Annotated in this window: 23 protein-coding genes; 17 read left to right on the top strand and 6 right to left on the bottom strand. The window is 67.1% G+C overall.

Annotated features, from left to right (window positions below; translation table 11 throughout):
* The first annotated feature begins 9 nt into the window (after window positions 1–9).
* From ASF54_RS06975 to ASF54_RS06960, 4 genes are all read left to right on the top strand, one after another.
* Window positions 10–1,848, top strand: coding sequence for a gamma-glutamyltransferase family protein (locus ASF54_RS06975; RefSeq protein ID WP_055960315.1), 1,839 nt, complete (start codon window positions 10–12; stop codon window positions 1,846–1,848).
* A gap of 153 nt (window positions 1,849–2,001) precedes the next feature.
* Window positions 2,002–2,424 carry an alternative ribosome rescue aminoacyl-tRNA hydrolase ArfB gene (gene arfB / locus ASF54_RS06970; protein WP_055960311.1) on the top strand — a complete coding sequence of 141 codons (423 nt, stop codon included), beginning with the start codon at window positions 2,002–2,004 and terminating at the stop codon, window positions 2,422–2,424.
* 84 nt (window positions 2,425–2,508) lie between these two features.
* Window positions 2,509–3,939, top strand: coding sequence for a gamma-aminobutyraldehyde dehydrogenase (locus ASF54_RS06965; protein ID WP_055960308.1), 1,431 nt, complete (start codon window positions 2,509–2,511; stop codon window positions 3,937–3,939).
* A gap of 90 nt (window positions 3,940–4,029) precedes the next feature.
* Window positions 4,030–6,312 (top strand): transglycosylase domain-containing protein, encoded by a 2,283-nt coding sequence (locus ASF54_RS06960; RefSeq protein WP_084816004.1) that lies wholly within the window; start codon window positions 4,030–4,032, stop codon window positions 6,310–6,312.
* A gap of 22 nt (window positions 6,313–6,334) precedes the next feature.
* Here the strand turns inward: ASF54_RS06960 and yczR are convergent, their stop codons facing one another.
* Entirely contained in the window at window positions 6,335–7,783 is a 1,449-nt protein-coding gene (gene yczR / locus ASF54_RS06955; protein WP_055960303.1) for a MocR-like transcription factor YczR, read from the bottom strand.
* A gap of 60 nt (window positions 7,784–7,843) precedes the next feature.
* Between yczR and ASF54_RS16350 the strand changes: the two genes are divergently transcribed.
* Window positions 7,844–7,996: a hypothetical protein gene (locus tag ASF54_RS16350; protein WP_157510061.1), complete on the top strand. Its 153-nt coding sequence runs from the start codon at window positions 7,844–7,846 to the stop codon at window positions 7,994–7,996.
* Window positions 7,997–8,028: 32 nt separating this feature from the next.
* Here the strand turns inward: ASF54_RS16350 and ASF54_RS06950 are convergent, their stop codons facing one another.
* Complete coding sequence (locus ASF54_RS06950; RefSeq protein WP_157510060.1) at window positions 8,029–9,003, bottom strand: AraC family transcriptional regulator; 975 nt, start codon at window positions 9,001–9,003, stop codon at window positions 8,029–8,031.
* A 152-nt stretch (window positions 9,004–9,155) separates the two neighbouring features.
* On the opposite strand from ASF54_RS06950, the gene ASF54_RS06945 reads away from it, so the two are divergent.
* Both ASF54_RS06945 and ASF54_RS06940 read left to right on the top strand, forming a co-directional pair.
* A complete protein-coding gene (locus tag ASF54_RS06945) occupies window positions 9,156–9,794 on the top strand; it encodes a general stress protein (RefSeq protein ID WP_235480964.1) in 639 nt (212 codons plus the stop codon).
* A gap of 82 nt (window positions 9,795–9,876) precedes the next feature.
* Window positions 9,877–10,809: a carbohydrate kinase family protein gene (locus tag ASF54_RS06940; protein WP_055960297.1), complete on the top strand. Its 933-nt coding sequence runs from the start codon at window positions 9,877–9,879 to the stop codon at window positions 10,807–10,809.
* Window positions 10,810–10,875: 66 nt separating this feature from the next.
* On the opposite strand, the gene ASF54_RS06935 is transcribed toward ASF54_RS06940, so the two are convergent.
* Entirely contained in the window at window positions 10,876–12,123 is a 1,248-nt protein-coding gene (locus ASF54_RS06935; protein WP_055960294.1) for an MFS transporter, read from the bottom strand.
* A gap of 51 nt (window positions 12,124–12,174) precedes the next feature.
* Between ASF54_RS06935 and ASF54_RS06930 the strand changes: the two genes are divergently transcribed.
* From ASF54_RS06930 to ASF54_RS06905, 7 genes are all read left to right on the top strand, one after another.
* Window positions 12,175–12,774 carry a molybdenum cofactor biosysynthesis protein gene (locus ASF54_RS06930; protein WP_370275161.1) on the top strand — a complete coding sequence of 200 codons (600 nt, stop codon included), beginning with the start codon at window positions 12,175–12,177 and terminating at the stop codon, window positions 12,772–12,774.
* Window positions 12,775–13,047: 273 nt separating this feature from the next.
* Window positions 13,048–13,650, top strand: coding sequence for a TetR/AcrR family transcriptional regulator (locus ASF54_RS06925; RefSeq protein ID WP_055960290.1), 603 nt, complete (start codon window positions 13,048–13,050; stop codon window positions 13,648–13,650).
* A gap of 168 nt (window positions 13,651–13,818) precedes the next feature.
* Window positions 13,819–14,172 (top strand): hypothetical protein, encoded by a 354-nt coding sequence (locus ASF54_RS06920; protein WP_055960287.1) that lies wholly within the window; start codon window positions 13,819–13,821, stop codon window positions 14,170–14,172.
* 62 nt (window positions 14,173–14,234) lie between these two features.
* Window positions 14,235–14,381 carry a hypothetical protein gene (locus tag ASF54_RS16345; RefSeq protein WP_157510058.1) on the top strand — a complete coding sequence of 49 codons (147 nt, stop codon included), beginning with the start codon at window positions 14,235–14,237 and terminating at the stop codon, window positions 14,379–14,381.
* A 145-nt stretch (window positions 14,382–14,526) separates the two neighbouring features.
* On the top strand, window positions 14,527–14,721 hold the full coding sequence (locus tag ASF54_RS06915) for a hypothetical protein (protein ID WP_235480963.1): 195 nt from the start codon (window positions 14,527–14,529) through the stop codon (window positions 14,719–14,721).
* Between the two features lie 53 nt (window positions 14,722–14,774).
* The gene (locus ASF54_RS06910) at window positions 14,775–15,146 is read left to right on the top strand and encodes an ArsR/SmtB family transcription factor (protein ID WP_055960281.1); all 372 of its coding nucleotides are present in this window, start codon (window positions 14,775–14,777) and stop codon (window positions 15,144–15,146) included.
* Complete coding sequence (locus tag ASF54_RS06905) at window positions 15,127–16,170, top strand: DMT family transporter (protein ID WP_235480962.1); 1,044 nt, start codon at window positions 15,127–15,129, stop codon at window positions 16,168–16,170. The genes ASF54_RS06910 and ASF54_RS06905 overlap by 20 nt, the downstream gene beginning before the upstream one ends.
* A gap of 44 nt (window positions 16,171–16,214) precedes the next feature.
* On the opposite strand, the gene ASF54_RS16850 is transcribed toward ASF54_RS06905, so the two are convergent.
* Both ASF54_RS16850 and ASF54_RS06895 read right to left on the bottom strand, forming a co-directional pair.
* Window positions 16,215–16,409, bottom strand: coding sequence for a hypothetical protein (locus ASF54_RS16850; RefSeq protein ID WP_055960275.1), 195 nt, complete (start codon window positions 16,407–16,409; stop codon window positions 16,215–16,217).
* A 181-nt stretch (window positions 16,410–16,590) separates the two neighbouring features.
* On the bottom strand, window positions 16,591–17,115 hold the full coding sequence (locus ASF54_RS06895; RefSeq protein WP_084816003.1) for a mycothiol transferase: 525 nt from the start codon (window positions 17,113–17,115) through the stop codon (window positions 16,591–16,593).
* 1,146 nt (window positions 17,116–18,261) lie between these two features.
* Here ASF54_RS06895 and ASF54_RS06885 point away from each other — a divergent pair.
* The 3 genes from ASF54_RS06885 (at window position 18,262) to ASF54_RS06875 (ending at window position 20,119) form a co-directional block, all read left to right on the top strand.
* Window positions 18,262–18,657 carry a hypothetical protein gene (locus ASF54_RS06885; protein WP_055960267.1) on the top strand — a complete coding sequence of 132 codons (396 nt, stop codon included), beginning with the start codon at window positions 18,262–18,264 and terminating at the stop codon, window positions 18,655–18,657.
* A gap of 311 nt (window positions 18,658–18,968) precedes the next feature.
* Entirely contained in the window at window positions 18,969–19,586 is a 618-nt protein-coding gene (locus tag ASF54_RS06880; protein WP_055960264.1) for a hypothetical protein, read from the top strand.
* A complete protein-coding gene (locus ASF54_RS06875) occupies window positions 19,562–20,119 on the top strand; it encodes an RNA polymerase sigma factor (protein ID WP_055960261.1) in 558 nt (185 codons plus the stop codon). The genes ASF54_RS06880 and ASF54_RS06875 overlap by 25 nt, the downstream gene beginning before the upstream one ends.
* Window positions 20,120–20,404: 285 nt before the next feature.
* On the opposite strand, the gene ASF54_RS16060 is transcribed toward ASF54_RS06875, so the two are convergent.
* On the bottom strand, window positions 20,405–21,724 hold the full coding sequence (locus ASF54_RS16060; RefSeq protein ID WP_084816002.1) for an LCP family protein: 1,320 nt from the start codon (window positions 21,722–21,724) through the stop codon (window positions 20,405–20,407).
* Window positions 21,725–21,995 lie beyond the last annotated feature (271 nt).

Here is a 21,995-nt window from a genome sequence, read left to right as displayed (position 1 = left end):
ACGAGCACCATGGTCTACACCGCCCCGAGCGGCTTCACGACGAGGCCCGATCTCAAGGGCACCTTCGGCATGACGTCGTCGACGCACTGGCTTGCCACGGCTTCGGCCCAGGCCGTCCTCGAGCGGGGCGGGAACGCCTTCGATGCCGCCGTCGCGGGTGCGTTTGTGCTCCATGTGGTGGAGCCGCACCTCAACGGGCCGGGTGGCGACCTGGTCGCGCTGTTCGCGACTGCAGCCGACCCCTCGACTCCTGTCGTGCTCATGGGGCAGGGCCCCGCGCCCGCCGGTGCGACTGTCGAGCACTACCGATCGGAGGGCCTGGAGCTCGTCCCCGGGTCGGGGGCACTCGCCGCCACCGTCCCTGCCGCCGTCGACGCCTGGCTGCTGCTGCTGCAGGAGCACGGCACCTGGGAGCTCAGCGACGTGCTCTCGTACGCGATCGGCTATGCCCGCGACGGCCACCCGCTCACCGCCCGCGTTGCCACGACGATCGCCACCGTTGCCGATCTCTTCCGCGAGCACTGGCCGACCTCCGCCGACCGCTGGATGCCCGGGGGCCGCCTCCCGGCACCGGGCGAGCTGATTGTCAACGACGCCTACGCGGCCGTCTTGGAGAACCTCATCAGCGCAGGATCCGAGGGCGTCACCCGGGAGGACCGCATCGCGCTGGCCCGCACCGAGTGGGCCGAGGGTCAGGTGGCGCAGGCCATCGACCGCTTCGTGCGGACACCGCACCGCCACTCGACGGGAACAGATCACGCGGGCGTCATCCGCGCGTCCGATCTGGCCGCGTTCCGCGCGTCGTTCGAGGAGGCCGCGACCCTCTCGTTCCGCGGCGTGACGATCGCGAAGACCAAAGCCTGGGGTCAGGGGCCGGCCCTTCTGCAGGTGCTGGCCATGCTCGAGCCGCTCGCCGACGACCTGCTCGATCCGCAGACGGCAGCCGGGGCCCACACGATCATCGAGGCGCTGAAACTAGCCATGGCCGATCGCGAGGCCTACTACGGCGATCACGACGTCCCCCTCGATGCTCTGCTGTCAGAGGAGTACGCGACAGCCAGAAGGCAGCTCATCGGCGAGACGGCATCCCTCGAGGTGCGCCCCGGCCGGGTCGGTGGCGGAGGCTCCGAGATGCCTCCGATCCGCACCGGCTACCAGCCTCCCGCCGTCGCCGACGGTTCGGGATTCGCCGGTGTGGGGTTCGCTGGCGTCGGCGAGCCGACATTCGGCGACCTCGCTACAGCCCCGACGGGCGACACCCGTGGCGACACCTGCCACATCGACGTCGTCGACCGCTGGGGCAACATGGTCTCGGCGACTCCGTCGGGCGGCTGGTTGCAGTCGTCGCCGACGATTCCGGAGCTCGGCTTCTGTCTCGGCAGCCGCCTGCAGATGACCTGGCTGGAGGAGGGCACCGCATCGACGCTGACGCCGGGCCGCCGTCCGCGCACCACCCTGACGCCGACGCTGGTCTTCCACGACGGCCAGCCGATCGTCGCGCTCGGCTCACCGGGCGGCGACCAGCAAGACCAGTGGCAGTTGCTCTACCTGCTGCGGACCATCGTCGGCGGCTACTCGCCGCAGCAGGCGACCGATGCGCCGGCCCTCCACACGACGGCCTTCCCCGGCTCGTTCTGGCCGCGCACCTGGGAGCCCGGGGGCGTCGTGGTCGAAGACGCTCTGGGAGACGACGTGATCGACGGGCTCACTGCGCGGGGCCACGTCGTCACCCGGGCCGGCGACTGGAAGCTCGGCCGCCTCTCCAGCGTCAGTCGCGACCCGGAGACCGGCGTCGTCGGTGCTGCCGCGAACCCTCGGGGCGCGCAGGCGTACGCCGCGGGCCGCTGACGCTTTCTCCCGCGAGTGGGCGGGTGTCGCCCGCGAGTGGGCGGGTGTCGCCCGCGAGTCGGCGGGCGTTCTCAGGTGTCGGCGGGTGCTCCAGCGCCCGCCGACTCTCAAGAACACCCGCCGACTCGCCAGCGGGCGTGCAACGCTTGGCGCATGGATCTCGAGGTATCGCCCGCGCTCACGATTCCCGCCGGGGAACTCGTGTGGCGCTTCTCGCGGTCGTCGGGGCCGGGCGGCCAGCACGTCAATACGTCTGACAGCCGGGTGCAGCTCTCGTGGAGCCCCGCCGAGTCGGCCGTGCTGAGCGAGCAGCAGAAGTCGCTGTTGCGTGCGCGGCTCAGCCGTCGTCTCGTCGGGGGAGCGCTGACCGTCTCGGCGTCCGAGCAGCGATCGCAGCTGCGCAACCGCGAGAGCGCCCTTCTCAAGCTCGCCGAGCTCGTAGCTGCCGGCCTCGCGCCCGAGGGGCCGAGCCGACGTGCGACGAAGCGCACCCGAGGCTCGGATCGCCGTCGGTTGGCCGCGAAGGGCGCGCGGTCGGAGACGAAGCAGCAGCGTCGGCGGCCGTCGGCCGAGTAGCTCGCAGGCCGGCGCAGCATTCCGGCGGCGAACGTGCCGAAACGTCGAACGAGTGCGACCCGACCCCGGCGCTACTGTCGGCGCATGACGACACCGCTCCAGAACTTCATCGACGGCGACTACGTCGAGGCGACCGGCGAGACCACCTTCGACCTGATCGACCCGGCGACGGAAGAGGTCTACGGGTCGTCGCCCGTCTCGGATCCTGAATCCGTCGATCGCGCCTACCAGGCGGCGGCGCGGGCATTCGAGACCTGGGGTGAGACGACTCCCGCCGAGCGTCAGCTGGCGCTGTTCCGGATCGCCGACGCCATCGAGGCGCGCGCCGATGAGTTCGCCGACCTCGAGTCGCGCGACACCGGCAAGCCGCGCGCCACTCTCGTCGACGACGAGATCCTGATGTCGGTCGACCAGATTCGGTTCTTCGCGGGCGAGGCGCGCCACCTCTCGGGCATGAGCGCCGGCGAGTATCTCAAAGACCACACGTCGTTCATCCGCCGCGAGCCGATCGGCGTCGTCGGCCAGGTAACACCCTGGAACTACCCGCTCAACATGGCCGTCTGGAAGTTCGCGCCCGCGCTCGCCGCGGGCAACACCACGGTGCTCAAGCCGAGCGACACCACCCCGCTCTCGACGCTTCTGCTCGCCGAGGTCGCCGCCGAGTTCCTGCCGCCGGGGGTGCTCAACGTCATCACGGGCGATCGGTCGACCGGAGCGGCGATGATCGACCACAGGATCCCGCAGCTCGTCTCCATCACCGGCTCTGTGCGGGCGGGCATGGCCGTTGCCGAAGCAGCCGCCAAGGATCTCAAGCGGGTGCACCTCGAGCTCGGCGGCAAGGCCCCGGTGATCGTGTTCGACGACGCCGACATCCCCGCAGCGGTGGAGGGCATCGTCGCGGCGGGGTTCTTCAACGCCGGCCAGGACTGCACGGCGGCGACGAGGGTGCTCGTTCAGGCAGGCATCCACGACGAGTTCGTGAAGGCGCTGGCCGAGCGCGCGCGTGACCATGCCCGCGTGGGTGCGCCGTCGGATCCTTCGGCCTTCTTCGGCCCGGTCAACAACCGGGCGCAGCTCGAGCAGGTGCAGGGGTTCCTCGAGCGTCTGCCCGAGACGGCCGTCATCGAGACCGGAGGATCCCGCGTCGGCTCGATCGGCTACCTGCACGAGGCGACCGTCGTCTCGGGCCTCACCCAGCGCGATGAGGCCGTGCAGAACGAGATCTTCGGCCCCGTGGTCACCGTGCAGAAGTTCGCCGACGAGGCAGAAGCGTTGCGCTTCGCCAACGACGTGCAGTACGGCCTGGCGTCGAGCGTCTGGACCACAGACCACGCCACCGCCATGCGCTGCGCCAAGCGGCTCGACTTCGGCTGCGTGTGGATCAACACGCACATACCGATCGTCGCCGAGATGCCGCACGGCGGCTTCAAGCACTCCGGCTACGGCAAGGATCTCTCGTCGTACGGCTTCGAGGATTACACCCGTGTGAAGCACGTGATGTCGTACCTCGGCTGACCCGTCGAGCGGCTACCTCTCGAGGACTATTTCCCGACGAATCCATGTGCCCTCTTCGCTATCCGGGCGTGAGCCGTTTACCGTTAGGGCGTGACCCGATCATCTGCACCCCGCGTCGTCGGCGCCCTCTTGGGCTTCGTCGGCCTCTCCACCGTGGCCGGACTCCTGGCCGCCCTGCTCGTCGTGCCGTCCATCGCGGTCGCCGGCGAGGGGGTCGTGACCGCGGCCGACACGTTCAACGCGCTGCCGAGCTTCCTCAAGATCACGCAGCCCGCGCAGTCGTCGTCGATCTACGCGAAGAAGAACGGCAAGAACGTCAAGCTCGCGACGTTCTACGTGCAGAACCGCACCGACGTCTCGCTCGCCGAGATGTCGCCGTGGGTGGCCCGATCGGCCATCGCCACCGAAGACCCGCGGTTCTTCGAAGAGGGAGCGATCGACCTCCAGGGCACGATTCGCGGAGCCCTTTCGACCAGCATCGGCCACTCGGTGCAGGGTGGCTCGTCGATCACTCAGCAGTACGTCAAGAACGTCCTCGTGCAGCGATGCGCCCAGGAGAACGACGGCACGTCGAAGAAGGCTGTCGCGGCAGCGACCAAGTGCTACGAGGAGGTCACGGCGACGACGCCGGCCCGCAAGCTCCGCGAGATGCGGTACGCCATCGGTGTGCAGAAGCGGTACTCGAAGCACGACATCCTCAACAGCTACCTCAACATCGTCGGCTTCGGCGGCACCGTTTACGGCATCCAGGCCGCGGCCGAGTACTACTTCGGCGTTCCGGCGAAGAACCTCAGCCTCGTGCAGGCGGCGACTCTCACCGCGATCATCAACAACCCGTCGAACCTCCGCATCGACCACCCGTCGAACAAAGACAACGGCTCGGCGAACCACTACGCCAAGACCAAAGACCGCCGCGACTACGTGCTCACGCGCATGCAGAAAGAGGGCAAGATCACCGTCGCCCAGCGCGATAAGGCGATCGCCACGGCGGTCAGGCCGAAGATCACCCCGCAGGCCAACGGCTGCGCCACCGCGGTCAAGTACGACGCCGGCTACTTCTGCAAGTACGTCGAGCTGTCGATGATCAACGACAAGGCGTTCGGCAAGACCTCCGCGGAGCGCATCGAGAAGCTCACCGAAGGTGGCCTCAAGGTCTACACGACGCTCAACCTCGACCTGCAGGCGAAGGCGCAGGCCGCGGTCAGCGCGTCGATGCCCGCCAGCGTGCCGGGGCTCAACGTGGGTGCCTCGAACGTCGCGGTCGAGCCCGGAACAGGCCGCATCGTCACCATGGTGCAGAACACCAAGTTCGACGAAACTGCTTCGGCGTCGGCCGGCACGACCAGCGTCAACTACAACACCGACCACAATCGGGGCGGCTCTCAGGGGTTCCAGACCGGTTCGTCGTTCAAAGCCTTCACGCTGGCGGCCTGGCTGGAGGCCGGGCACACGCTGAACGAGTCGGTCAACACGACCGAGCACGCTCTCCCCTTCTCGGAGTTCACGAACTCCTGCTACGGGCTCGGCAACGAAGTCTGGAACGTCGCGAACGCCGAGGCGGCACCCGCCTCGATGACGGTGCTTCTCGCCACCGAGGAGTCGATCAACACCGCCTACGCCGCGATGGGTCGCAAGCTCGACCTCTGCAACATCCAGAAGACCGCCTTCAACATGGGCATCCACGCGGCCGACCCCGACGCCAACCCGTTCACCTCACCGCCGTCGATGATCCTGGGCACCAACTACATCGCCCCGCTGACTATGGCCACGGCCTACGCCGGCATCGCCAACCACGGCGTCGTCTGCACCCCGGTTTCGATCACCCGCATCGACGGCGCCGACGGCAAGAGGATCGCCCCGACCGCGACGAAGTGCACGCAGGGCATGTCGACAGACGTGGCCGATGGCGTGGCGTACGCCCTGCAGACGGTTCTCAAGCCGGGCGGAACGGCGGCCAGCGCCAACCCAGGCGATGGCGTTCCGATCATCGCGAAGACCGGCACCACCGACGGCGCCGTGCAGAACTGGCTCGTCACGTCGACCTCGAAGATCGCCCAGGCCACCTGGGTGGGCAACATCTCCGGGAGCGCGGGCTTCTACAAGACCTACATCAACGGCCAGTACGGCTACGGGCTCAAGTTCACGATGGACAAGACGATCATCGCCGACCTCAATGCCGCCTATCCCGGTGCGGCGCAGTTCCCCGCGCCTCCCCAGTCGGAGATCGGCGTGGTGGCCAAGCCGAAGCCCGCCGCGACCAACGACTCGAAAGACGGCGCGGCCGGCACCGACAAGAAGACGAACGACACCGGCAACGCCGGCCAAGGTAACCCCGGCAAGGGCAACCCGGATAAGGGCAAGGGCAAGAACTAAGCCGCCGCGGCACGCACTTCGACTAGGCGACGAAGGCGGGATCGCTCAGGCTGCGGCCCGCGTGGCCTGCTGATCGCACGGCGGTCCAGGCATCGGCGAGGCGGGTGAGACCCTCCGTCAGGGTGGCCTGGTCGGCGGTGATGGGGATCCTGACCCGCCGTTCGAAGGCACCGTCGATGCCGAAGCGCGAGCCCGCAGTGACAGTCACGCCGCGCGCGCGCCCGGCCTGCACGAGCGCACTGCTGAGCGGTGCCCCGAGGTGCACCCAGAGCGCCAGGCCACCGTCGATCGCCGGCACGTGCCACTCGGGCACCAGCGACCGCAACAGCGCGGTGGCGTGGTCTCGTCCGTGCCGGAGCTCGTCGCGACGAGACTCGAGGATCCGAGGAAGGTCGCCAATCGCCTCCTGAGCCACCAGCTGCTCGATGACGGCGTTGCCCATGTCACCCGCCGGGCGCGCGAGCGCGAGCCGCTCGATCAGGTGCCGATCGGCGCGGATCCAGCCGATGCGAAGCCCGCTCCACACGGTCTTGCTGAGCGACCCGACGGTGATCACGGTGGCGCCGTGGTGCGGAACCGCGGCGAACGGGGTTGCGACGAACGGCCGGTCGATGTCGAGGTCGGCGGTCGTCTCATCGATGAGCAGCGGGGTGCCGGTCTGGGCTGCTGCGCGCAGGATTCGGAGGCGTTCGTCGTCGTCGAGCGACGCGCCCGTCGGGTTCTGGAAGTCGGGCATCAGGTAGGCGAGCGCGGGTCGTGCGCCGCGCAGGGTGTCGACCAGTTGGTCGGTGTCGTAGGTCGAGGCGCCGTTCTCGAGCGATGCTTCGGCCCGGCTGTCGAGGGGGCTCGCGATGAGGCGCGCCCCCGCCGCGAGGAAGGCGTCGAGCGCGTGCGGGTAGCTCGGCGATTCGACGACCACTCGATCGCCGCGGCCGAGGAGGGTGCGGGCGACGAGGGCGATGGCGTGCTGGGCGCCCAGCGTCACGAGGATGTTCTCGGGGGAGGTCGGGGCCCCGCGCTCGGTGTATCGGCGGGCGATCGCGGCACGGAGGTCGGGCAGCCCGAAGAAGTCGATTCCGGCGTGGTTGAGGTGGTGCGGGAGACGCTGCAACGCTCGCGCCGAGAGGTCGGGCAACTCGTGCCAGGCACGGGGCACGGCTTTGCTGAGGTCGAGGTCGAGAGGCGCCGGGTCACGACGTCGCGGCACCGACGGGAGCTCGAGCACGCTGCCCGAGCCTTGAATGCTTCGTAGGATGCCCTTCTCTCGGAGCACGCGGTAGGCCGACACGATGGTGGTGCGGCTGACCCCCAACGCCTTCGCCATCTCGCGCTCGGCGGGCAGACGGGTGCCCGACGCGACTCGCCCGTCGAGGAGGAGAACTTCGAGCTTCGCGGCCAGGTCTGCGTGCGCGTGGCCGCCCACTCGCCACTCGCCGAGGAGTCCGGTCAGGGCGGTTGTTCCGATCAGCATGGTGCCACTGTAGCCGTATTGGACCTTGGCGCGGCGGCTCGATCACGATTGGATCGCATCATGAATCAATTGGACTGCGCGACTCTCGCCATCTTCATGTTTGCCGGGCTCGGGATCCTTGCCGCCCTTGTCGCGATCGTCGCCGCCGCTCGCGACGGGTACGGCAGGGTGGCCGAGCGAAAACCGAGTGATCGCGAGTCGCGCTGGGGGTAGCGACTGCTGGTCTCCGTACCGACCTCGGGCGGTCAGCGGCGAAGCGTCACGGCCGGGTACTCCGCGAACCGCTGCACGTAGGCCGACGAGAAGCGGCCGGAGTGGGCGAAGCCCCAGCGCTGCGCGATTGCGCCCACCGTCGCGTCGGTCGGCGAGGCGGCGAGCAGCTCGGCGCGGACGAGATCGAGCCTGACCCCGCGCAGGTAGTCGGTGGGTGTGGTGCCGAGCTGGTGATTGAAGGCGTGCTGCAGCCCGCGCAGGCTCAGGCCCGCCGCCTGGGCGATCGACGAGGTGGTGATGGCCTCGGCGGCGTGGTGGTGAATGTATTCGAGTGCCGTGACGAGGCGCGCGTTACCCGGTGGCAGGGCGATGGCAGCGACCTGTGGCCCCTGATGCGGGAACGTGTCGAGAAGCGTTGAAGCTGCGAGTCGCTTGGCCTCGGCACGCAGCAGAGGGTCGGGCTCGCTGCCGAGCATGGTCCGCGCCACCGACGAGACGACGTCGTGCCACCGCTTCAGTGCGGCGGGATCGAGCTGGGCCGTGTGGTCGAAATGCAGCTTTTGCGGTTCTCCTCCGGTGCGCTCGGCGGCGAGTCGCTCGAGGTAGCCCGCGTCGAAGTGGATGAGATTCTGTCTGACGTCGCTGAAGTGGAAGGCGTAGCGCTTGCCTGTCGGAAACATCGCCGGCCGTCCGGTCGACATCTGAACCTCGTCGCCGCCGATGTCCATGACTGCCCTGCCGGCGGTGATCCACGAGACCACGTATTCGTCTTGGGGCTCGATGGTGCCCCGCATCGAGGCGGTGAACGACGACGTGCGGAGCGTCATCTCGTCGTCGCCCACGACCGTGTAGCGGAAAGAGAAGGGCCCGTCTGTCGGTTCGGCGTAGAACCCGGACCCGTTGTAGCCGCCCGAGTAGAGGTTGATGGCCTCGTCGGGTTCGTGGCCCCCGTAGGCGGCCCGCTGCATCGCGTCGTCGGATGGCGAAGCGGCGTCGTTCTGGCTCATCGAGGTGGATTCTCGCACGTAATCTGATCGCCGGTAAATCCCCTTTCGCAGTTTCTGCGCCAGTGATAGGGGCACGTTTCTCGGCAGCTGTCGGAGAGACTTCAGGGTCTCGGGCCAGAGTGGGTGATTCACACCCCTGCAAGGAGACCCCGATGACCGACCCCACCCCCACCGGGCCCGCACGAGGCCCCAGCGACGACACCCCCACCGAGCGTCCCGCCGTTCCGCAGTACGGTGAATACGCCGCCCCCGGAACGCAGCCCGTCGTTCCCCCGCAGCAGCCCCAGGCCGAGTCCACCGGATCGGCGGCTGAATCCGCCGGCGGCGTCGGAGCCTTCGTCGGTGGCGCCTATCCGCAGGTGGTCGCCACCTTCACGAAGTACGAAGACGCCCAGCGCGCCGTCGACTACCTGAGCGACGAGGGCTTCCCGGTGCAGAACGTCTCGATCGTGGGTCACGACATCCGCACGGTCGAGAACGTCTCCGGTCGTCTGACCAAGGGCAAGGCCGCGAGCCGCGGCGGTCTGAGCGGCCTCTGGTTCGGCCTCTTCCTCGGCCTGCTGTTCGCGGTCTTCGTGCCGGGAGTGCAGATCGTTCCGGCGCTCCTGACTGCCGTCGTGGTCGGTGCCCTCTGGGGTGCCCTCTTCGGCTTCGTCGGTCACGCCATGACTCGCGGCCAGCGCGACTTCTCGTCGGTCAAGACGATGGAGGCGGGCCGCTACGAGGTCCTCGTCCGCGGTGAGTTCGCGACGAAGGCGCAGCAGATGCTGACCGACAACGTCTACAAGTAGGCATCCGGTCTCGAGACGATCAGCCCCCGCGACCCTGCGTCGCGGGGGCTCCGTGCATCCTGGGCCGACTACAGTGCAGGGCATGAGTACCGCCCCGACAGCCCTCCCGTCCGTCTTCGTCGTCGGAGAGGCGCTGATCGACATCGTCGTCGACGGCGACTCGACCACCGAGCACCCGGGCGGTAGCCCGATGAATGTCGCCTTCGGGCTCGCCCGACTCGGTGTGCCGACGTCGTTCCGCACCTCGCTCGGGCGTGACGAACGCGGAAATGCCCTTCGCCAACACCTCGACTCGGCGGGTGTGCAGCTCGATTCCGCGTCGGTCACCGACGAGCCGACATCGACGGCAGAGGCAAGGATCCAGCCCGACCGTTCGGCGAAGTACGACTTCGACATCTCGTGGAACCCGGGGTCCCTCTCCGTCCCGTCCGGGGTCTCCGTCGTGCACACGGGCTCCATCGCCACCGTGCTCCACCCCGGGGCGGACGCCGTCGCCGAGCTCTTCACCGCGGCGCACAACTCGGTGCTCCTCTCCTTCGACCCGAACGCGCGCCCCAGCGTCACGCCCGACCGAGACGCGGCGGTGCTCGACGTCGACCGTATCGCCGAGGTCTCGCACGTCGTCAAGCTGAGCGACGAAGACGCCGCCTGGCTGCACCCCGGCGCAACGCTCGACGAGGTGCTCGACCGCTATCTCGGCCTCGGTGCGGGGCTCGTCGCGATCACCTGCGGTGGTGAGGGCTGCATCGCGGCCTCGCCGAACGCCCGGATCGCCGTCGCCGCACCGCCCGTCGACGTCGTCGACACGATCGGCGCTGGCGACGCGTTCATGTCGGGCCTGCTGTTCGGCATCCTGTCGAACGACCTGGTCGACACGGTGCGCTCCGGCGGTCTCGCGCAGGAGGGGCTCGAGGCCATCGTCGGCACGGCCCTCGTGAGCGCGCAGATCACAGTGTCGAGGGCGGGCGCGAACCCGCCTACCCCCGACGAGCTGTACGGGCCGTCCGAGGCGTAGACACCAGGGCCTAAGCGGCAGGGCCCATGCGGCTGGGCTCAAGCGGGAGGGCCTAGCCGGCAGGGCCTAGGGGCGCAGGGCGTCGACGGCGGGTTCGGCGGAACTGGGCTCGGAGAGCGGCGCTGCTGCGGGGTCGGCCGGGCCTGGATCCTCGGTTCTGCCGCCCCGACCGAGCGTCAGCAGAACGACAGCGCCGACCAGGGCGAACGCCGCCGCGATCGTGAAGTCGAGACCGTACCCCGACGACGACACCGCGATGCCGCCGAGCACTGATCCGGCAGCGATCGACAGCTGGATTGTCGTGACGAAAAGCGCAAGGCTGCCCTCGGAGCCGCCCGGGGTGGCAGTCGCCATCCAGGTCTGCATGCCGAGCGGCATCGCACCCCAGACGAAGCCCCACAGGGCGAGCAGCACGAAGACGCCCGGCACCGACCAGGCGAGGATCGGCAGCAGCACGATGGCCACGGCGAGAAGCACCTTGCCGACGGTGAGCGTTGCGACCATGTTCCGCGACAGGGTGGCCCCGGCGACGAAGTTGCCCGCGATTCCGGCGACGCCGAACAGGAGCAGGGCGAGCGTGATTGTGCCCGCGGTGACCTTGACGAGATCCTCGAGGTAGGGGGCGACGTAGGTGTAGGCGGCAAACTGGGCGAGGAACACGAAGACCGTCGTGATCAGGCCGATGCGAGCGCGCGGCACCCGCAGCAGACCGCCGAGGGTGGCGAAGCGCACACGCTGCACCGCCGGAATCGACGGCAGGAGCACGAGTTGGCCGACCAGTGCCAGGGCGGCGAGGGCGGCGCTGATCAGGAATGCGACGCGCCAGCTGGCGAAGCTCGAGACGAACGCGCCGAGCGGGAGGCTGGCGACGGTGGCGACCGAGATGCCGGCCGTGATGATCGAGGTGGCCTTGATCACCGACCGGGCTTCGACGAGTCGGGCGCCCATGCCTGCACCGATGGCCCAGAAGCCGCCGAGGGCGACGCCCAGCAGCATGCGGGCGACGATCAGCAGCCCGAACGTGGGGGCGAAGGCGCCGACGAGGTTGGCGACCACCAGCAGGACCGTGAGCGACCAGAGAACGGTGCGCCGGTCGACCCGCGAGGTCAGCACGGTCACGACGGGCGAGCTGATCGCCGCCGTTAGCCCGGTCGCCACGACGACGAGGCCCGCGGTGCCGATTCCGATGTGGAGGTCGTCGGCGATCGCGGGCAGAAGCCCGATCGGAAGGAATTCGGAGAGCACCAGCACGAACGACCCGAGCGCTACCGAGAGCACTCCGAGCCAGCCGCGCCGATCAGGCGTCTGAGTCATGCTCACCCCAAGCGGTGCTCCGAGCGATCCATTCCCGCGTACCGTGAGATCGTGCCGCACGAGACGACCGAGCCGAGGATCCCGGTGCTCGGCATTCCGACGCCGGTCACCATCGAGGCTCTGCTCGCGTCACCTCGTCACCGCTACGCCGGTCGGCCCGGCGACGGTGCCCTGCCCGCGACCGAGCTCGGACTCGCTCCGGGGGAAAGCGAGTCGCGCACCTCGGTGACCGTCCGCGGCGGTCTCGGAATCGTCGGCGACCGCTATTTCGGCAAGCCCGCGCATCGGGCGGCCTCGGTGACGCTGTTCGACCTGGACGCCCTCGACGAGTCGGCCCGGGAACTCGGCCTCGACGCGCTCGATCCCCTCGCGACCCGGCGCAACGTGCTGCTGCGCGGCGTCGCTGTCGACCAATTGCGGGGTGCCGTTTTCACACTCGACTCAGGATCCGGGCCGGTCGCCTTCCGCGCTGGCCGCCCCGCGAATCCGTGCGCGTGGATGGACCACGAGCTCGCACCCGGTGCGTTCGCGGCCCTCCGGGGGAGGGGCGGCATGCGGTGCGAGCCCCTTGCCGATGGCGTATTGCACGTTGGCAAAGCCACCTTTGTGCTGCTCTCGTCTCCCGTGCCTCCGGCGAGGCGACAGCGCTGATCCTCGGCTGGTCGGGCGCTTGCGGGGTCGACCCGTCGACGGCGTGGTTTTGCCGACAATTGTTTGATACTTTTGACGCACCCACGGTAAGGATCAGGATCGTGGGGCAGATGGCATTCGTGCCGTCGCGAGGCCGGTCGTTTGGGTCGGCCGGCCTCGCTTCTTGACTTCTCTGTCTTTTCGACTTCTCTGTCTTTTCGCCTTTTCTGTCTCTCTTGCCGCTTGCGGTGCTTTGTCGCGAGGCATCCGTTGTCGGAGGGCTACGGTGTCAGCGTGGATCCCCGAGCCCGTCGTAGTCGTGACCGCCTTTTCGCGGCCGTCCTCGAGCTCGCGGCCTCGGGCCGGGTCGACGATGTCAGCGTCTCGGAGGTCGCGCGAACGGCTGGCGTTACCCGCGACACCTTCTATCGGCATTCCGGCTCGGTCTCGGAGCTGTTGACGATGGCACTTGCGGAACGCCTACTCGACTACCTTGCGGGCCATGTCGGCGAGGAGTATCCGACACCCTCCGAACTGGTCGACGTGTTGGCGAGCGCCGAGCTGGCTCTTCTCCGCCACATCGCCGAACTCGGATCCGTCTATCGAGCAGCCCTCGGCGGATCGAGTGCCGCTCCCGTGCGTCGAGCGCTCACGTCGTTTCTTCAGGAGAACATCGAGGTCGCGCTGCGCCTCTACCCCGAGATCGCGCCGCTCCCCGAGAACGAAATGGACGACCTCTCGCGGGCAATGATCGCCGCGTACGCCGCCTCTGGCACGGTGGGCGCCATCGAAGTGTGGCTCCACTCCGGTGACCTCGACGACCCGGCCGGCGCGAGTCTCATCATCGCCGCCGGAGCACCGACCTGGTGGCGGAAGGCTACGGGAAAGAACGTCTGACTGCTTCTTCGGGGGTCTGGAGAATCCCGGGTGCGGCTCGTAGACTTCTCACTGGAAGCACCGAGGGTTCCGGCCGAGACGCCCTCAGTGCTCGACCCGTACCGCTCTCCTTCGATCACTCTCTTTTGTGCGACGTTCGCGCACCCTGTTCTGAGCCGGAAGGGCTGTATGCACGACCTCACCATCGAATTCGTCGTCCGCGATCACTCGGGAGCCATCGCCGCCCTCGTGACACCGGACGGCGTCATCGACGCCGAGGCGGCCTCCGATCAGATCGCCCGAGGCGAAGCGCACTACTTCGCCGGCCCCGACTCCTACGCGCGCACCCGGGTTCGATCGATCCCCGCTCTCGGAGGCCCGTACCTTTACGCCAACTGGGACGGCACGCGGCGCAATAACCTCCACGACCTCGCCCGGGGTCTCGCGCGTATCGACCGACGCACCGCCGCTCGCCTCGTCGCCGCGCGCGGCCCGTGGTTCCGGCGCCTCTTCGGCCAGGCCAAGGCCTACCTCGCGGCGTGAGCTATGGGCCGTCTGACCACCGGGCCGCGGCGGCCCCTCACGCCCTGCGATAAACTCCGACCATGTCGGTCTTCGCAGTCTTCCTCGCCATCGTGGCGGGTCTCATGGCCATCGCCCTCGTCGCGCTCTTCGTGACCCTCGTCGTCCTGGCGGTGCGCGCCCGCGGCAAGCGCCGTTCGGTGCAGTATCGCCCCGGCGCCGAGCGCTAACTATCGAGTCGGCCTGTGCTTGAGGCATCTACGGTTCACGGATGTTGCCTCCAGGCAGGAGGACAACTCGCAGGCGACGTCTATGTAGCGGGCCTTGCCGGCGGTGACCGCTTCGCTCATTGCGCCAGGGATGAGCGTGCACGAGATGCGCGAGTACGCCGCCGCGTACCGGGCGGGGGCTCACGATGCCGAACGGCTTGCACTTCTTGAACAGCACCATGCGGCCGTCCTCGAACGACAGGCCGAGGTCCAGCGGCATCTTGCTGCGCTGGAACGGAAGATCGCCGCATACCGCCAGGCCATCGCTGCGTCGAGAGCGGCCGAGCAGCCCCCGGCCTAACCGCGCTGTCCGTTAGGCCATCGCTGACCGGATAAGTCTGCAATAATCTGCGCATGGATGCGGATAACAGATGCGGTCGTCACGTCGACAGTGGCTACGTCGAGCTCGCGGTTGAGGTCTTCAGCATGCTGGCCGATGCGACACGGGTGCGGATCGTCCTGGCACTTTCCGACGGAGAGCTGCCCGTCAACGATCTCGCCGAGCAAGTCGGGAAGTCACCGGCCGCGGTTTCTCAGCACCTGGCCAAGTTGCGCCTAGCGCGCGTGGTCGCGACCCGGCAGGAGGGCACGCGCGTCTTCTACCGACTGACGAACGAGCACGCCCGCCAGCTCGTGTCGGACGCAATCTTCCAGGCCGAGCACCAGCTCGGCGGCACCCCCGCCCACCACCACGACGGAGCGTCTCGTGCTCACCGCTCTTCGTAGCCGCGGCGTCCAGGCCGCCCTAATGTCAGCAGTGCTCTTCGGGGCAGGGACGCCAGCGGCGAAGCTACTGCTCGACTCGGTCAGCCCCTTCATGCTCGCCGGCCTGCTCTACGTCGGCTCCGGCCTCGGACTCGGACTCATCCGCCTAGTCCGCCGCTCCCCACGCGTGCACCTGGCTCGAGACGAGCGACTGCCTCTCGCTGGCGCGATCCTGTTCGGCGGCATCCTGGGGCCGGTGCTGCTGCTGGTCGGACTCGTCAACATGCCCGCCTCGGGAGCCTCGCTGCTGCTGAACGCCGAGGGCGTCGCGACGGCGCTGCTGGCTTGGTTCGTGTTCCGGGAGAACTTCGACCGTCGCATCGCGCTCGGGATGGCCGCCATCGTCGTCGGCGCCGTCGTACTGACCGTTCCTCAGGGGATCGAGTTCGGCAGCGCGTGGCCCTCGCTGGCGATCGTCGGCGCCTGCCTGGCATGGGGCATCGACAATAACCTCACCAGGAAGGTCGCGATCCACGACGCCTCCTGGCTCGCCGCCGTCAAGGGCGGCGTCGCCGGTCCCGTCAACCTCGCCCTGGCTCTCCTCCTGGGCGCTCATCTGCCGGCCGCCGGGAACGTCGCCGCCGCGATGGTGGTGGGCTTCTTTGCCTACGGCGTGAGCCTCGTGCTCTTCATCGTGGCGCTGCGCCATGTCGGCACCGCCCGCGCCGGGGCCTACTACTCGGTCGCACCGTTCTTCGGCGCAGTGCTCGCAATCGTGCTCGGCGAACCCGTGACGGTGCCCCTCGTCGTCGCGGGCGTGCTGATGGCCGTCGGGATCTGGTTGCACCTCACCGAGCGACACGAGCACGAGCACACCCACGAAGAGGTCACCCACGACCACTGGCACCACCACGACGAGCACCACCAGCACGCCCACGACCACCCCGTCACGGCGGGCACCTGGCACCGCCACGTCCACACGCACGAGCCGATCACCCACACCCACGAGCACTACCCCGACAGCCACCACCGCCACACGCACTGAGGCGTCTCGATAGCCGATCGACGATCGAGACGGGCAACGAGTGGTCAGGCGGTGGCCGATCCGGACGGGACGAGCACCGACGGGATCGCCGGGCCGAGGGTGGTGACGACGCGGTCGTGGTCGGCTGCGACGAGCGTGGGATCACGAAGTGCCTCGGGTGCCTTGGAAGCGCCTGGTGCGCTGCCGGGCTCGGGCGGGCGAAGCCCGAGATTGCTCGGAGCGGAAAGGATCGCGATCACATACTCAGCGTGGCAGAGCCCGCAACATGAGGGTTGCCGTCCTGAACGGGGATCGCCGCATGGGACGTCGTCAACGGCTTTGGCGAAGGAACAGGGTAACCGTCGCGACGATTAGGGCGCGACGATCAGAATCCGAATCCCGACGAGGTGAGAGCCGGCGGTACCGGGGTACGGCGCCTAGTTAGCTCCGATCCAGCCCTCGGGCGTCAGGCCCCGTGAAGTCAGTGAGGACGAGGTTTTGACGGCCATCGATGAGCTCGCGTGCAATGTCGAGGTGGCCGGCATGCGCGGCCGTCTCCGTGATGACGTGCAGTACCGTCGCCAACAGACTCCGCCGGGGGGCCCATGGGTAGGCGGACAGTGCTTGCGTCGAAGGGAGTGCGTCGAGCGGCGTGGCACGGATGATGTCATCGGAACGTGCGGCCGCTGCTTGGTACTCGTTGACGACGAGTTGTCGGGCGGGCCACGGTGTCGGGTGCCACACATCGTCGTCCGTGGGCAGGTCGAGTGCTTCACCGGCGACGACCCCCTGGAACCAGAAGTGCTCGACGTCGATGGTCAGATGACGGATCACACCAAGTGGTGCCCAACCCGAGGGAATCATCGATCCTGTCGTTGCTTCGTCGGGTAGTCCATCGAGTGTCTGCAGGACACGACGGCGCTGCTCATCCAGGGTTGACAGCAGGCTGTTAAGCAGGTCGGTCATCGCCCCAGACTCTGCGGATTGCTCGTAAATCGCAATCCGCAAACCACCGCTGTTCCAAACAAAATCAGACGGGGCCTAGTGGCGAGCACGCCGGGATGGTGCCGGCGAGCCCGCGCGGAAGCGTGTTTTAGCGCCCGGTAGCGGATCCCCGACCGAGATTCATTCCGGACTGACCCGACCTAACGAGACGTCCCTACTCGCGCAGCTACGGGGATGGGCTCGACGCACACGATCGTTCGAACCGGACGCAAGTGCAAGACGCGTGCGCGTGGTCATAAGTGGGTTAGGTGGACCGTGCCGTTGATCAAGAACGGGGGGACGATGTGATGTTGGACGAGTTGTATCGCGACGACCGCTTGCACGATTGTGAAGAACCAGACCGCTGCGACGTAGAGCCACATCCACCCGATCAGACGATCAGTGCTCAGCCGAGCGATGCCAGGGGTGTGATGTAGCGATCGATGAGCTTGAGACTTTCGGAGGACAACCCACGCGGCTGCCCCTAGGGCAAGGATGACCAATTCCCCCCACCCCGTGGCAGCACCGGTGAGCTGTACTGCGGTGATCGGTCTCCCGTCGGATGCGGTTTCGATGGTGCTCGCCCAAGACCAGCTACCGGTCATTCCGTAAAGGGCCGAGGCCACAATGGTCGAGCCCACTATTGTTGCCATCGTGGCCGAGCGTTGGACGCACGGGCGTCGCTTGCCGTGTCTGACGGTGTCGACTTGTTCGGCCGTGGTCATTGCGAAGGCCTTTCTAGTGGCCGATCTGTGGCAGTTGGTAGGCCCTGATCCGACCTGCGTGTCGCCGGATGCCTGTTGAAGAATGAGTGTCCACTGGAACTGTATCGCCGCTCATGAGGTGGCACATTCCCATGCGAGCAGTTCTCATGCGGGCACCGCGATCGGAGTAATCCTGCCGAGGATGTGCGATCAGTGCGACTCGGCATTGCCGACTTGGACTCACTGATCGCTAGCGGGGACATTGTCGACCCGGCTTTCATCGTGGCGCGTGCCGCCGCAGCCACCGCCGGGATCCTTCCCCCGCTCGCTCCAGCTCTTGCCCCGTAGTCAATTGACTGGCGGCGCATGCTCCCATCTATGCTGACCAGAACAAGACCGCCCAGCCGGGACCTAGCATCAGTGAATGGACGACGCGGCGGGGTCACAAATCGGCGGCCGGCGACGCCAGGCCGAGGTGATCGCGTTCTGGTCGCTTACGGTGCTGGGTACGGCGATCATGTGCGGGGCGTGGATGTGGCTGGGCCTAGCTTCCACAGAGCAGGTGACGGAGTCGGCCAAGGCGCCTCCGGGTGACACCTCGACCGATGGAATATTTGTGATCTTCGGCGTAGTGCCGCTCGTGATCACACACCTGCTCGGACTCGTCATCCTGCGGCGGGCCGCACCGCACGAACGAGGCAAGCGCGGTACGCGCTGGGCCATGGCCGCCATTGCGGTTCTTGTCACGTCTGCGATTGGCCTTGCCGTGGCGATACAAGTCAACGGTGGGGCCCTCCTTACCCCCGATGACGGCGGCTAGGCCCCGTAAAGGCATTAAGAGTTAGGCAGAATGCAGTGCCCGATAACCAATAGGTTCCTCGACACGTGCGCGACCTCTATAAAGAGCTACTAGCCCTGCGGTGATTGGGATCGGATAGGCGGCAGTGGGGTGAGATGCCGACAAGTTGCGTTCTGTTCCTCGGTGGGGTTCATCGCGGCTCCATCAGTGCGGTTCATCCGCCGCTGAGTCGGTGCGACTCGGCGGACCAGCTGCTAGCAAATGATTGTAGGAATGCAACACTTCTGTCCGATCCGGCCATGTATTGGGTGTAGGTCACGACTGGAGGAATCATGAACGACACCGAGCTTGACGAACTGCTCTGGCACGCGAGGCCAAAGGTGCCACTCGGCGACGAGATCGACGAAGCCACCACGGGACTTGTGTACAGCAGCAAGGCACATGTCGGCGTGGGCCCGGGAAAGCCCACACGCCATCGCCGCCCCCTCCTCATTGCCGCGGTTGCCGCGGGCGCGATCGTGCTTACCGCAGGGGCTAGCGTCACGGCGGCCCAGCTGGGCATACCACCCTTTCAGGGCATCGAGGCCGGAACGCAGAGGCTCGCGACGGCCGCGCCCATCGACTACGTCGAGACGGACGGAACATCGGTAACGTGCAAGGCCTTCCTTGAATTTCGCAACCTGAACAGTTCGGAGCAGGCGACGGTCGAGTCGGCCGTCGCGTCATATGACTGGTCGCGGGTGGGACAGACGGCATACGACCGTGCGCATGACGCTGCGACGACAGCTGAGGATCGATCGATACTCTTCGGCGACCGCATCGCTGCCGAGCTCTACAAAGTGGGAGCCTCGGCACTGCCCGGACTCACCCGTACTTCGGCCGACCCCCGCGGCCACGAAGTGCTCTACAACGGTTACGGCATGTCGTGCACGCCGCAGAACACATGGTGAGCGTCGAGACCGCGGAGCCGTCGACCCTCGACCTCGAGCAACTGCTGCGCCGCGAATCGCCCCTCCTGCTGGCCTACTTCGTGCGCCGCGTCGACCCGATCGAAGACGCTTCCGATCTGCTCAGCCAGACGATGGTTGTCGCATGGCGGCGGCGGTCCAGCATCCCCGTCGACGAGACCCAAGCGCGCATGTGGCTATTCGGCGTCGCTCACAAGACTCTCGCGACCCATCGGCGAGGAGTGCAACGGCAGGCGGCCCTCGGGACTAAATTGCGTGAGCAACTTCTAGTTAAAGGCCACGGTGCCGGATTGAGCGGGCATCCATACCGCCCAGATCTGGACCAGCGTACCGATGCCCTGCTCGCTGCGCTGGCACGGCTAAAACCCGCCGATCGTGAGCTCGTCACCCTGGTGCACTGGGACGGCTTCACGCTTGCCGAGTGCTCAGCCCTCCTCGATCAGCGCCCCGCCACCACTCGGAGCCGCTACAGCCGTGCCCGCGCCCGACTCCGCGCACTGCTGCTCACCGGCTGATACGCGAAGCAATCGGAAGGGTCAAGAACGGTTTCAAGAACGCGTGTCCCCGCCGCGATGATCCGAGCAACTAGCAAGCGGGCATTCCGTGGCGCTGCCCGGCCAGCGATCGGCTATCGAGACGGGCAGTGTCGGCACGGCCAGTTATTCGAGGTCTGCATTTCGGGGAGGAGCAGCCGTGGGCGGTGCTGACTACCCTGAAGCAGTGCGGCACACCCCTTCAGGGACGATCCTCGGTGTTGCACGTGACGCACTGTATTTCGGCGGCAGACGGGTCAGGAAGCCTCAGTAGGTCTTCTTCGCGGTGCAGGTCTCTTGGGACGCGTTCTGGCCGGTAGCCGTACCGGGGAGGACCGCTGTCGCCTGTGAGGGCGTTGGCGTCTTCGGATTGCTGGCACTGGGCCTGGCCGAGGGTTTTGCGGTGGGGCTTGCAGCAGGACTTGCCGCGGGAGTGGTGTTGAGGGTGGCCGATTGCCCGAGACTGTCTGGGGACAGTTGGATGGCTTGATTGCTAGCAAGGGCCGCTTTCAGCGCAGAGACCCCGTTGGAGTCCGGAATGAGCCGATTTGGGTTGGTTGGGTCGTCAAGGCTGGGGTACTGCAGAAACACGATGTTGTCGAGCCCGATGCTTTTCACTGCCGTGGCGATCTTCACAAGAGTGCCGGTGTCGAGGCTCGATGATTTTTGGACGTTCTGCAGAGCAGCGGTTGCCAAGCTGTAGAGCTTGACAGGGTTGCTGAGGGTGCCGCCGTTGACGATTTTGCGCATCAGTGCCGACATGAAGACTTGCTGGTTGCTGATCCGTGCGGTGTCCCCGCCGAAGCCGACGCCGTGGCGGGTTCGGAGAAACGCGCCGGCTTCTGCTCCCACGAAGGTGTGATTGCCGGCCTTGGTGATGTTCAATGGCGGGTCGGTATTGGGATCGATCAACGGCGTCGCGAGGCACACGGTGACACCGCCGACGGCTGTCGTCATCTTGACCACGCCGTCGAATTTTACGGACGCGGCGTAGTTGATCTGGACCCCGGTAAGGCCAGCAACAGTTGCGGCGACACATTGAAGGCCGAGCTTCTCACCTCCACGCCCCAAGGCGGTGTTCAGCATATCCTGGGGACTGGCTGGTGTAGTTCCGCCTTCGTCGTTCTGACAGGCCGGTATGGGGACTTCGAGATCGCGGGGCAGGCTGATGACGGCCATGCTTGTGTGCGATTGGTTAATGTGGATGAGCAGGTTGGTGTCGTTTTGGCCAACACCGGAGCTGGCTGCTTGATTGGCAGCATCGTCAAACCCGGCTCCCTGTCCCGTCCTGGTGTCTGATGCGACGACAAGCATGTTCACCTCCCCTTCATAGGCTGTGAGGGGTGGGGTAGTCGCGGCTACTTTGCCCGACGGTGCGGCTGCCGTGAACGGTATGGAAGGTGCTGCCTCATCGAAGGCTTTCCAGGTCGCAATGGCAGCAACGGACGAAGTGCTGGCTAAGGCCACAGCGGCGACGACAGCTATTCCTTTGGCAGCGGATGCCAACGGGTGAACTCGATGGAGCTGCCCATGACGCGGTCCGCCAGAAATCTCGTTCTCCTGGCTCAGGCCGTCTCGGCGCTTCATGACCTTCAAGATCTTCTCCCCCAGATAGTTCCGAACAGCAGGTAAACCCTCAACTTGCGCTTTCGTAGTCCAATACGGATAGAAAACTACCCGGGGTTTGGCTTAGGGGAGAAGGATCGCTTCGTGATGTCCGCTCCTCGAATGAGCGGGACGGGGTAATTGCTCCACCCACCGGAAGGCGTCCCATCTGCTGTTCGAGTTATCTCGATAGACCATCGCCCTCCGGCCATAGGAGGCACCCTCATTCGCCGCCGCGGTTGTTGAGCTCGCT

This window comes from Frondihabitans sp. Leaf304 (genome assembly GCF_001423105.1).
GTDB lineage: Bacteria > Actinomycetota > Actinomycetes > Actinomycetales > Microbacteriaceae > Frondihabitans.
This window is presented reverse-complemented; position numbering and strand designations above follow the sequence as displayed.